Annotated in this window: 11 protein-coding genes and 1 riboswitch; of the genes, 3 read left to right on the forward strand and 8 right to left on the reverse strand. The window is 37.2% G+C overall.

The genetic code is table 11. The annotated features are described in order from the left end of the window. Positions 1–19 precede the first annotated feature (19 nt). Complete coding sequence (locus JTI58_RS02300) at positions 20–325, forward strand: YtpI family protein (RefSeq protein WP_205444960.1); 306 nt, start codon at positions 20–22, stop codon at positions 323–325. A gap of 55 nt (positions 326–380) precedes the next feature. On the opposite strand, the gene JTI58_RS02305 is transcribed toward JTI58_RS02300, so the two are convergent. Continuing rightward, the gene (locus JTI58_RS02305) at positions 381–1688 is read right to left on the reverse strand and encodes a DRTGG domain-containing protein (protein WP_205444962.1); all 1308 of its coding nucleotides are present in this window, start codon (positions 1686–1688) and stop codon (positions 381–383) included. Between the two features lie 152 nt (positions 1689–1840). Next, complete coding sequence (locus tag JTI58_RS02310; protein ID WP_205444963.1) at positions 1841–2524, reverse strand: metal-dependent hydrolase; 684 nt, start codon at positions 2522–2524, stop codon at positions 1841–1843. 232 nt (positions 2525–2756) lie between these two features. Here JTI58_RS02310 and JTI58_RS02315 point away from each other — a divergent pair, with 232 nt between their 5' ends. After that, positions 2757–3845 (forward strand): M24 family metallopeptidase, encoded by a 1089-nt coding sequence (locus JTI58_RS02315; RefSeq protein WP_205444965.1) that lies wholly within the window; start codon positions 2757–2759, stop codon positions 3843–3845. A 51-nt stretch (positions 3846–3896) separates the two neighbouring features. Here the strand turns inward: JTI58_RS02315 and ald are convergent, their stop codons facing one another. Further along, the gene (ald, locus tag JTI58_RS02320; RefSeq protein WP_205444967.1) at positions 3897–5012 is read right to left on the reverse strand and encodes an alanine dehydrogenase; all 1116 of its coding nucleotides are present in this window, start codon (positions 5010–5012) and stop codon (positions 3897–3899) included. A 422-nt stretch (positions 5013–5434) separates the two neighbouring features. Between ald and JTI58_RS02325 the strand changes: the two genes are divergently transcribed. Continuing rightward, a complete protein-coding gene (locus JTI58_RS02325) occupies positions 5435–5884 on the forward strand; it encodes a universal stress protein (protein WP_205444968.1) in 450 nt (149 codons plus the stop codon). 66 nt (positions 5885–5950) lie between these two features. Here JTI58_RS02325 and JTI58_RS02330 read toward each other — a convergent pair whose 3' ends face one another. The 5 genes from JTI58_RS02330 to mbcS form a co-directional block, all read right to left on the reverse strand. Further along, positions 5951–6880: a class I SAM-dependent methyltransferase gene (locus tag JTI58_RS02330; RefSeq protein ID WP_205444970.1), complete on the reverse strand. Its 930-nt coding sequence runs from the start codon at positions 6878–6880 to the stop codon at positions 5951–5953. Positions 6881–6969: 89 nt separating this feature from the next. After that, positions 6970–7473, reverse strand: coding sequence for a thiol peroxidase (tpx, locus tag JTI58_RS02335; protein ID WP_004226187.1), 504 nt, complete (start codon positions 7471–7473; stop codon positions 6970–6972). Between the two features lie 124 nt (positions 7474–7597). Then, positions 7598–8224, reverse strand: coding sequence for an RDD family protein (locus JTI58_RS02340; RefSeq protein ID WP_205444972.1), 627 nt, complete (start codon positions 8222–8224; stop codon positions 7598–7600). 12 nt (positions 8225–8236) lie between these two features. Further along, entirely contained in the window at positions 8237–9250 is a 1014-nt protein-coding gene (sppA, locus tag JTI58_RS02345; protein WP_205444973.1) for a signal peptide peptidase SppA, read from the reverse strand. A 199-nt stretch (positions 9251–9449) separates the two neighbouring features. Further along, entirely contained in the window at positions 9450–11021 is a 1572-nt protein-coding gene (gene mbcS, locus JTI58_RS02350) for an acyl-CoA synthetase MbcS (RefSeq protein WP_205444975.1), read from the reverse strand. Between the two features lie 190 nt (positions 11022–11211). Then, positions 11212–11309, forward strand: a riboswitch (TPP riboswitch). Positions 11310–11338 lie beyond the last annotated feature (29 nt).

An 11338-nucleotide genomic window follows, 5' to 3' on the forward strand; every position in this document is an offset into this window, starting at 1 on the left:
TTATGCTAGGAGGTTTACTATGCTCAATTTAATATTTGTGTTTGCGATAATCATATCTTTTGTTTTTTATTTTTATTTTAAAACAAAACAGTTCCGTTCTCCATTACCTATTGCTAAAAACTGGTATAAAAGTAAAGCGAACATCGGCTTAGGTTCCTTAATTTTGTCCTTTGCTTTAAATCAAGCTTATTTATTCCCGGGCTTATTTACATTTATTATTGTAGCAATTCTTGTCGCGCTCGGCATCTTAGTTCTTTTAGAAAATATAAAAAAAGCACGCCATTATGGACAATTTGTTGAGGAAGAATTCCGCATTAATCAATAATATATGTAACAAAGGGATGACCAAGCAATTGCGCTAGGCCATCCCTTTTCAATACTTAACGTTCTAATAGTTGGAACATCATCATTGCCTTACCAACAAGTATTTGTTGATTATACACTTCAAAATCCATTTTCACAAACTTACGACTCATGTCTAAAATTCGAGGCTTAACAGTAAGCGTACTTTCCATTTGAACAGGCTTTATAAAGTAAATCGTCATATTCTCTGCCACTGCATCCCCACGTTTACGACGTTTTAATGCAAATGAACCGACCTCAGCTAGTAAAGTTGTAAAAGCACCGTATGAAATTGCCCCATATTGATTGGTCATTTGTGGTGTGACTTTAAACTCAACAATGAGTTCTTCATCACCTAGTACCTTCATTTCATTTTTCACTAAATCATCAATCGTTTCACCATGCTGCGGCTGCCTTTGTGCTAATTGCAATGCCTTCAGCACATCCTGACGGCTAATCACACCTTGCAGAATATTGTCATCATTAACAATTGGTAGAAGATCAATTCCTTCCCAAATCATTCGATGTCCAGCAGAAGCGACACTCATTTTCATGGAGCCAGCAATCGGATTTTTCGTCATCACTTTTTCGATAAGCTCGTTTTCTTCACGCCCAATAACGTCTTTGACGGTAATCATACCGACGAGTTTATTTTGGTGTGTGACCACAGGAAATGCACCATGTGTCGTACGTTCATTCAGCTTCTGGAAATGATAGATCGTTTCATCATTTTTTAACGCTGCTGTGTCAGTCATTGGGACATAAATGTCTTCAATAAATAAAATATCTTTTTTGATTAATTGGTCATAAATTGCCCGGTTAATCATTGTTGCGACCGTAAACGTATCGTAGCTTGTTGAAATGATTGGTAAATCTAATGAATCTGCAAGCAGCTTATTATCTTCCGTTGTATCAAAACCGCCAGTGATTAAAACAGCTGCACCCGCTCGAAGGGCATTTTCATGTGCTTTAATACGGTTACCAACAATCAATAAGCTACCTGCATCTGTGTAACGCATCATGTCCTCTAATTGCATAGCACCGATAACAAATTTTGTTAATGTTTTATGTAGACCTGATTTTCCACCTAAAACTTGGCCATCTACAATATTGACAATTTCTGCAAAAGTTAAGCGCTCAATATTTTCTTTCTTTTTTTTCTCAATACGAATTGTTCCAACACGTTCAATCGAACTTACTAAGCGACGATTTTCGGCCTCCTTTATTGCACGGTAAGCCGTCCCTTCACTCACTTGCATTTCCTTTGCAATTTGACGTACTGAAATTTTATCGCCCACGGGTAGTGATTCGATGTATTGTAAAATTTTCTCATGTTTTGTAGACAAAATATCACCTATTTCCTAAGCTTCAATTCTGCTCTTAGTGTACCATATTTTTTAAGAAAATATTTAATATAAAGTGATGAAATTGTTTAACTTTCCCCATCATTTCAACTACCAGCGTGGTGTCAATTCATATAGTACAGCATTACCATCGATTAGAAACAGTTTACTTTTTCTCCAGCTTTCAAAATTTGAACCTCTGTATTTTGCACTAGATCTGCAAAAATTTGTGGATCTTGCTCGATTGGTGGGAATGTATTGTAATGAATCGGTACGACAATTTTCGGCTTTAAAAACGAAACTGCGCAAGCTGCATCCTCAGGTCCCATTGTAAAATTATCACCAATAGGTAAAAATGCAATATCAATCGGATGTCGTTCACCAATTAGTTTCATATCACCAAATAGAGCTGTATCACCAGCATGATAAATCGTTAATCCCTCAACAAATAATAAAATTCCAGCTGGCATGCCCATATAAATTATTTCGTTATTATCTGTTACATAGGAAGATCCATGAAAGGCTTGTGTAAACTTTACTTTACCGAAGTCAAATTCCTTCGCACCACCTATATGCATTGGATGTGTTTTTACACCTTGCCAAGAAATCCAATTAGCCAGCTCATTTGGCGCAATAACTAACGCATCTTTTTTCTTCGCCAACTCTACTGTATCTCCAACATGATCATTATGCCCATGTGTAAGTAAAATAATATCTGGCGCTTCATTAGCTACTTTTAAGTCTGTTTGCCCATTGCCATTAATAAAAGGGTCAATTAATATCGTTTTTCCATTTGTTTGAATTTTGACAACTGAATGCCCATGATAACTTATTTCCATCTTAAAATCCTCCTCGATTAACAAAGTACAGTCCAACATTTTAATTCGCTACCCATGCGCTTTTTCCCTTTTTTTGATATGCTTGTACAGAGAATAATCGTCGTATTCTCTAACAGCCTTTTACCCTGTTAGAGCACAATTATTCAGTACTAGATAAGAATTCTCGCTACTTTTTAAGCAGCTGAAGCTTTCTTACGTAAAATTTTCCATGTAATAAAAGGAGGACATATTGATGTCAAAGGTTGAAGAAATCCAACGTTACTTGCAGCAAAATCACATCGATGCAGCATTCGTAACAACACCTGACAATGTTTTTTACGTTTCAGGCTTTAAAAGTAATCCACATGAAAGATTACTAGGAGTCATGATTTTTAAAGATGCGGAGCCTTTTCTAATTTGTCCACAAATGGAGATTCCAGATGCGAAGGCTGCTGGTTGGTCTTATGAAGTGATTGGCCATCAAGATACAGAAAATTCGATGGAAGTTCTTGCCCAGGCCATCGTAGCACGTCAAATCAATCCAGCTACATTTGCTATTGAAAAGGCACAGCTCATCGTTGAGCGTTTGGAAGCTTTACAGCAATCTTTCTCTCAAGCTAGCTTTGTGCGTCTTGATGAAAAGATTAATGCGATGCGCGTAATCAAAGATGAAAGTGAATTAGAAAAATTACGTAAAGCTGCAGAGTTAGCTGATTATGCAATTGAAATCGGTTGCAAGGAAATCGCTGAAGGTAAAACAGAAATGGAAATTCTAACAGCGATCGAAAGTGCCATTCAAGATAAAGGCTGTAAAATGTCCTTTGAAACAATGGTATTGAGTGGTCCAAAGACTGCCTCTCCTCATGGGAAGCCAGGTGCACGTAAAATTGAAAAGGGCGATATGGTACTATTTGATCTTGGTGTTATTTACGATGGCTATTGCTCAGATATTACACGTACTGTTGCTTTTGGTGAGCCAAGTGAAGCTCAAAAAGAAATTTATCATGCCGTTTTAGCTGCCAACACTAATGCTGTCGCAGCAGTGAAACCAGGTATTCGTGCGATGGATTTAGACAAAATTGCACGTGATACAATTACAGAGGCTGGTTATGGTGAATATTTCACGCACCGTCTTGGACATGGTCTTGGTATTTCTGTGCATGAATTCCCATCTGTTACAGGTGCTAATGAAATGACGATGGAAGAAGGTATGGTCTTTACGATTGAGCCTGGTATTTATAAATCAGATGTAACCGGCGTACGTATTGAGGATGATGTTGTTGTAACAAAAGATGGCGTTGAGGTATTAACAAAGTTCCCGAAAGAATTAATCGTTCTATAATGCAAAAAAGGAAGCAACTAGTGTGCTTCCTTTTTCTATGTCCTGCATGGTTTATTGAATTAACTCATCCACATTGACAAATGGTAGACCTTGTGAATCTGCCACTGCTTTATAAACAAGTTGTCCATCTAATGTATTCACACCTTTTTTCAGTGCTGCATTATCAAGGCAAGCTTGTTTGTAGCCTTTGTTTGCAATTTGAAGTGCATATGGAATAGTATTATTTGTTAAAGCAATTGTAGAAGTACGTGGCACCGCACCAGGCATATTTGCAACTGCGTAGTGTACTACACCATGCTTCACATATGTTGGATCGTCATGTGTTGTCACACGATCAGAAGAAGCAAAAATACCACCTTGGTCAATGGCAATATCGACTACAACAGAGCCAGCTTGCATGGACTGAATCATTTCTTCTGATACAAGTTTTGGAGCTTTTGCGCCTGGGATTAACACAGCACCAATGACTAAGTCTGAATTTTTCACTGATTCTGCAATATTATATGGATTAGACATTAATGTTTGAACATCACGCCCAAACATATCTTCTAATTGACGTAAACGTTCTGGGCTTAAATCGATAACTGTCACATCAGCACCCATACCAACAGCGATTTTTGCAGCATTTGTTCCTGCAATACCACCACCGATTACTGTGACTTTACCACGTTGTACGCCCGATACGCCACCTAGTAAAATACCTTTACCAGCATGGTTTCTTTCTAAAAACTGAGCACCAATTTGTGTAGCCATTTTACCAGCAACCTCACTCATTGGTGTTAACAAAGGTAGTGAACCATTTGCTAATTGTACTGTTTCGTAGGCAATTCCTACAACTTTTTTATTTAAAAGTGCCTGAGTTAATTCAACCTCTGGCGCTAAGTGTAAATACGTGAATAAAATTTGGCCTTCATAGAAGTAATCATACTCAGAAGCAACTGGTTCTTTTACCTTCATAATCATTTCTTGTGACCATGCTTCCTTAGCTGTTTGAACAATATGCGCACCAGCTGCAATGTAATCAGCATCCGTAAAGCTTGAACCTAGCCCCGCTCCTGTTTCAATGTACACTTCATGACCTGCATGTGTTAAAGTGACAACTCCTGCTGGTGTCATTGCTACACGATTTTCGTTGTTTTTAATTTCCTTTGGAATACCAATCTTCATTGTTTCCTATCCCCTTCCATAACGTAAGAAATAAGCATCATTTATGTAACTAAACTTGATGCACCCCTTGCCATTCCATATTACCAAACAATTGCAAAAAAAGCTTTAACTAATGCAAATACAGATAAAATTTATAAGATTTACAAAATAGCAAATATTCAAACGTTGTATAACATGATAAATTATTATATTTAGAAACTAAAAAGGAGACTAAATAGAAGTTAATGGAGCTCATTCATGAGCAGTTGCAAAGGCACAAAAAAACGTTTGCACACTGCAAATAGTGGGAATTAAGTAATTATATTTAATTAGCATTTCTTTATGAAATGCCTTCACATTTTCATAATTTTTCTTACGGAAAGTATTTCCTTTAGAAAATCATTTGGTATAATCAACATATACAAATCAGGGAGGTTTTTCAAATGGCTAATCATTATAAAAGCATTGTTGTTGCAGTAGACGGTTCAAAAGAAGCTGAATACGCGTTCCGTAAATCAATTGATGTTGCAAAACGAAACGAAGGTGCAGTATTAAATCTAGTAAATGTAATCGATACTCGTTCATTTGCTGCTATCGAAGCATATGACCGTTCCATCGCAGAACGTGCTCAAGCATTTTCTGAAGAACTATTAAATGGTTACAAAAAGCAAGCTGAAGATGAAGGTTTAGCGAATGTTAATCTTATCATCGAGTATGGCTCTCCAAAAAATATCATAACAAAAGAGCTTTCTAACATCGTAGACGCAGATTTAATCATTTGTGGTGCAACTGGTCTAAATGCAGTAGAACGCTTCCTAATCGGTTCTGTATCTGAAGCTATTGTACGTTCAGCTAAATGTGACGTACTAGTTATCCGTACACCAGAAAACTAATTTGTAATACATAAAAAGGTATCCTTGAATAGGATACCTTTTTACTTGTATTGACTTCATGAGCAATTACTTGCCCTCTTTCCACATCTTCACTTTTTCAAAGAATAGCGCAAGAGCTTGCTTATTCTGCATATTTGGCACTTTAGCTAATAGAACTTCTTTAGGCGCTTTCAATTCCTTCGATTGTTTTTGTAAAATCACAATGCTCTTCTCAAGTGTCTTATTGGCAAACATGGCATCAGGTAATTGAATAATCGCTTGAATCCACGCATGCTTTTGAACGTACTTGTGTAATTGCTTAGACTGCTCTGACTCAAAAAGATGAGATGGTGCAAGGAAAAATAAATAGCCGCCATCCTTTGTATAGTTCATTGATTGCTCGATGAATAAATGGTGGGCATAACTCATCCCCTCTGCTGGACATAATTCATAATCGAGCGCCACTTCTTCATTTGGATAATAACCTACAGGTAAATCACAAACAACGGCATCAACTGGATTGACCAATAAATCTTCTAAGGCATCTTGACGGTATAAAGAAATAGGCTGTTCTGTTAAATCAGCAGTAGCCGCAGCAAGGCGAATAAGTAGCTCATCAACCTCTACACCTGTTGCTTCCACTTTCCCATCTAATAAATTCATAACCGTTAATAATAAATTGCCCGTGCCTACTGCTGGGTCCATGATCGAGATCTTTTCATTTTCAAGACGCTCTGCAAAAATTTGCTCCACAAAGTAGCCCACTAACAACCCTAACGTATCAGGAGTCATTTGATGATTCGGCTGTGAGCCTTTGCGCATCCCTTTTAAAATAGCAATTTGAATAGCTTTACGAATATCCTCTTTTGTTGCACCTTTTTGAGAAAAATCAACTTCGCCATCAAGCCATGCCTCTAACCCATCTAATAATCCTTCTAGTAACGTTATATTGTGTTCTTTTTCGATTTTTTCGGCATGCTCATTTAGCAAACCAAATAACTTCTCGATATTTTCCATATCTAACTTCCTTTCACGCAGAAAAGAGCCGTGACAAACACTTGTCACAGCCCCTTTGTCTAGTATTATCTTAGCCTAAAAGCAGCTTATTATGCTAGTGCTTTGACAGCTGCAATGGCCGCTTCATAGTTTGGATGATCTGTAGCTTCAGGTACATATTCAACATATGTTACTTTATTGTTTGCATCCACAACGAATACTGCACGTGTCAGAAGACGTAATTCTTGAATGTACACACCATATGCTTCACCAAATGAAAGGTCGCGGTGATCTGATACAGTTTGAACTGCATCAATACCTGCTGCACCACACCAGCGCTTTTGAGCGAATGGAAGATCCACAGATACTGTATAAATAACTACATTGTCACCTAAATTAGCTGCTTCCTCATTGAATCGACGTGTTTGCGCATCACATACACCAGTATCTAATGATGGGACAACACTAAATAAACGAATTTTTCCTTCTGAATCATTTAATGTTACAGGTGATAGGTCATTCGCTAATACCGTAAAATCTGGAGCTTGATCGCCCACCTTTACTTCATTTCCTACTAGTGTCACTGGACCATTTTTAAATGTTACTTGTGCCATACAAACGCCTCCTAATCTTCATATGTACATAATATTACTAAATGAAGGGAATTAATTGCAACTATGATAGCTTACATACTTAGAAATAGATAAGACTGTCTCCTAATTTGAGACAGCCATTTGTTTATTGTTCATTTTTTTCCTCTAGCTTGGCTAGTTCTAGTTTTTCTTCATGTTCAGTAGTTTCTATAATCTCTTCTTGCTTTGGTAAAGTAGTTGGTGTTGAATCCTTTTCAATAAAGATTTTTTCGTGCACCACTGTTGTATCGGCAAAATAATCATGTAAACCTTGATTTTCTGGTAAAATCACTACCAAAATATACAGTGGCATAAAAATATTATTGATGATACGCCCAATCCAATCACGGAATAACACATCTGACCAAGTTAGCTGATCATGCTTTAATGAAATCACACGTAATCCAAATACCATTTTCCCTAATGTTTGCCCAAAGAACTTTGTCATCAACACAAAATAGCTATAGTAGAAGATTGCTGTAATAATAGAAATCGGCGCGTACCAAACAGAATCAGATAAGGACCAATCCATCAGATAAAAAATAGGATTAACGAGTATTCCACCTACAGCAGAAATAATGAATCCATCTAATAAAAATGCCCAAAATCGTACCCAAAAACCAGCAGTTTTTAATGCATAGTTTTTATGCTTTACTGATTCTCCTGATGTCTTCATAAGAAAGCCATTTTCCATAGAGGGTGAACCTTGCATAACAATTTCATTGTTTGTCATTGTGTTCCCCCCTTAGTATTCCCCGTATAGATACATCATTTTCGGTGCGCTATAGTCCGTCATGATTTTCATTAGCATTTTCTCTTCTGCAGATGGACCAAACATGGAGCCAATTTTCATACCAACGTATGATTGCCAGCCACCCATATCATATGAATACTCAAATAAAGCCGCATCTTCAAGTCCATAATCTTCACGAAGAGCTGCAATGGCCGCTTCTTCATCACCAATTTCATCAATTAACCCTGCTTCAAGCGCTTTAGTACCACCAAGAATACGACCATCTGCAACCTTCTTCACTTCTGCTTCAGACATATTACGTCCCTGTTCTACAATATCTACAAATTCTTCGTACGTTTCATTAATCATATCTTGCATCATTGCACGTTCCTCTGCTGTCACTTCACGCATTGGGCTTAGCATATCTTTATGCTCCCCCGATTTAAACGTCTCAAATTTAACACCAACTTTTTCAGCCAGCTCTTGATAGTTAATGGATTGCATGATGACACCAATAGAACCTGTTATTGTATCACGATGGGCAAATATTTTATCTGCAGGTGCCGAAATATAATAACCACCTGAAGCGGCCATAGAATCCATTGATACATAAATTGGAATTTGTCGTTCTTCTTTAATTTTCAGAAGCTTTTTATAGATTTCTGCTGATTCCTTCACACCACCACCTGGTGAATTGACGCTTAAAACAACACCCTGTATGGACTCATCATATAAAATATTATCCAATTGTTCTAAAAAAAATTGATGATCATAGGCAACTGGTTGCCACAATGTACTTGAGCCAATATCTTGAATCGCTCCATCTACCTTTAAATAAGCAATTCGCTTATCAAAATTTTCCCCTTCAATGACATTTTCATATACATCTAAATTATTACCTGCCATTAAACTATCAAAATTACCTAGGAAATCTGCTTTAAAGAGCGCAAAAATGGTGTTAATTCCTAATGAAAATAGTAAAAGAACACCTGCAACTACTAAAGCAACCCACCTTTTTACATTCATGTCTTTCCGCCTCCTTAACACGTAATACGTATGAATTACACATTTGTTTCATTTTTTTGCAATAATACTATGCAAAAAGCTTTATGCTATTTATTTCCTTATCCTACCTTACCTAAAAAAATTAAAAAAATCAAAGTCCATACCTTTGCATGAACTTTGATTTTCGACATTATTTCCTAGGAAATGATCATGATTGAAGTTATTTGATTTCTTGTTGTCGTAATTCGACACGTCTAATTTTCCCTGAAGATGTTTTCGGTAGCTCCTCTACAAATTCAATAGCACGTGGATATTTGTATGGAGCAGTCAGTGATTTCACATGACTTTGAAGTGTTTGAATAAGTGCTTCATCCCCTTTTTCATCGTTGCGCAGAACAATAAATGCCTTGACAATATTTCCACGGACTTTATCAGGACTCGCAACCACTGCAGCCTCTTTCACAGTCGGATGCTTCATTAGAGCATCCTCTACTTCAAAGGGTCCAATCGTATAGCCTGAGGAAATAATGACATCGTCGCCTCGGCCATCAAACCAAAAATAGCCATCTTCATCTTTATAGGCACGATCTCCTGTAATATACCAATCCCCACGAAATTGTAAATTTGTACGTTCAGGATCATTTAAATATTTTTTAAAGAGGGCTGGTGTTTCACGATGAACAGCAATATCGCCCACTTCTCCCACAGTAACTGGTTTGCCCAAATCATTAATAATCTCAACGGTGTTGCCAGGAGTAGGTTTCCCCATAGAGCCAACTCGCGCCTCCATCCCCACCATTGTTCCCACCAATAATGTATTTTCCGTTTGTCCGTAGCCATCTCGTACTTGTAATTTGAATGTTTCCAAGAAAACTTTAATGACCTCACTATTTAAAGGCTCACCAGCTGATACAGCTTGGCGAATTGCACTTAAATCATATTCATGTAAATTTTCAAGCGCTGCCATAAAACGATATTCTGTTGGTGTACAGCATAGTACATTGATTTTGAATTTTTCAAGCAATGCTAAATAAGTAGCTGCTTCAAATTTACCTTTGTAGACAAATGCGGTAGCACCACTACCCAAAGTAGCAAGAAACGGACTCCAAATCCATTTTTGCCATCCTGGTGCTGCAGTTGCCCAAACAATATCATTTTCATGTACACCCAGCCAATGTGGTGCTGTTGTTCGTAAATGTGCATAGCCCCAACTATGAGTATGAACCGCTGCTTTCGGATTTCCTGTTGTTCCGCTTGTATAGGCTAAAAATGCATTGTCAGTGCTTTTAGTCGGGATAGGATTTATGTAGGTTGTAGGTTGATTATGCATTTTTTCAAGTATGTTCTGCCAAGGTTCGTGTGCATTCCCTATGACAAATTGCAATATGCCTTGTAAATTCCCCACTTCATCAAATTGTTCAATATAAGGTTCAAATGCAATAACCGCTTTAGCATTGGCATGGTGAATACGATATTCAATATCTTTTGTTCTTAACATTTCTGAGCTTGGAATAATGGTTAAACCCGCTTTCAATGCAGCAATATACACAATATATGCTTCCACTGAACGTGGTACCATCACTAAAATGACATCACCTTTCTTTAAGCCTTGCTTGGTGAAAACATGTGCTGCTTGATTCGCTTTTTCCAATAAATGTGCATATGTAATAAATTGGACGTCTTGATTTTCTTCATAAATGATTAAAGCATTTTTTGTTGCATCCTGCGCATATTTTTCAATTTCCTCTGCTATGTTATACCATTTTGGTGCGACTAAATCTTGTCTTTTCATGGCAAATGCCCCCTTTTGCTATGACACATTATAAAACTCCTTTTTCATTATTTTCAATGGTTTACACTCAATTTCGTTAAAGTCATGACAACTATCATACTTTGCTATATGGCATCAGTCACGTTTTGTTTATAGGAAAACTAGTTATTGAATACATATGAAAAGTATGGTACATTTTGGTCAACTAAATACAAGATTGCAGGGGGACTCGCAAGAGTTGAGAAGGTAAAACCTGACCCTTTGAACCTGTTAGTTAATACTGACGTAGGGAGCAATAGACATCGTTTTTTACAGATGAAAGGCTCTTTTTCGTGCAT

This window comes from Lysinibacillus fusiformis, assembly GCF_016925635.1.
Lineage (GTDB): Bacteria > Bacillota > Bacilli > Bacillales_A > Planococcaceae > Lysinibacillus > Lysinibacillus fusiformis_F.

Excerpts from the sequence above, each read along its gene's own strand:
- JTI58_RS02300 (WP_205444960.1), top strand. The coding sequence starts at position 20 with ATGCTCAATTTAATATTTGTGTTTGCGATAATCATATCTTTTGTTTTT.
- JTI58_RS02310 (WP_205444963.1), bottom strand. The coding sequence starts at position 2,524 with ATGGAAATAAGTTATCATGGGCATTCAGTTGTCAAAATTCAAACAAAT.
- JTI58_RS02315 (WP_205444965.1), top strand. The coding sequence starts at position 2,757 with ATGTCAAAGGTTGAAGAAATCCAACGTTACTTGCAGCAAAATCACATC.
- ald (WP_205444967.1), bottom strand. The coding sequence starts at position 5,012 with ATGAAGATTGGTATTCCAAAGGAAATTAAAAACAACGAAAATCGTGTA.
- JTI58_RS02325 (WP_205444968.1), top strand. The coding sequence starts at position 5,435 with ATGGCTAATCATTATAAAAGCATTGTTGTTGCAGTAGACGGTTCAAAA.
- JTI58_RS02330 (WP_205444970.1), bottom strand. The coding sequence starts at position 6,880 with ATGGAAAATATCGAGAAGTTATTTGGTTTGCTAAATGAGCATGCCGAA.
- tpx (WP_004226187.1), bottom strand. The coding sequence starts at position 7,473 with ATGGCACAAGTAACATTTAAAAATGGTCCAGTGACACTAGTAGGAAAT.
- JTI58_RS02340 (WP_205444972.1), bottom strand. The coding sequence starts at position 8,224 with ATGACAAACAATGAAATTGTTATGCAAGGTTCACCCTCTATGGAAAAT.
- sppA (WP_205444973.1), bottom strand. The coding sequence starts at position 9,250 with ATGAATGTAAAAAGGTGGGTTGCTTTAGTAGTTGCAGGTGTTCTTTTA.
- mbcS (WP_205444975.1), bottom strand. The coding sequence starts at position 11,021 with ATGAAAAGACAAGATTTAGTCGCACCAAAATGGTATAACATAGCAGAG.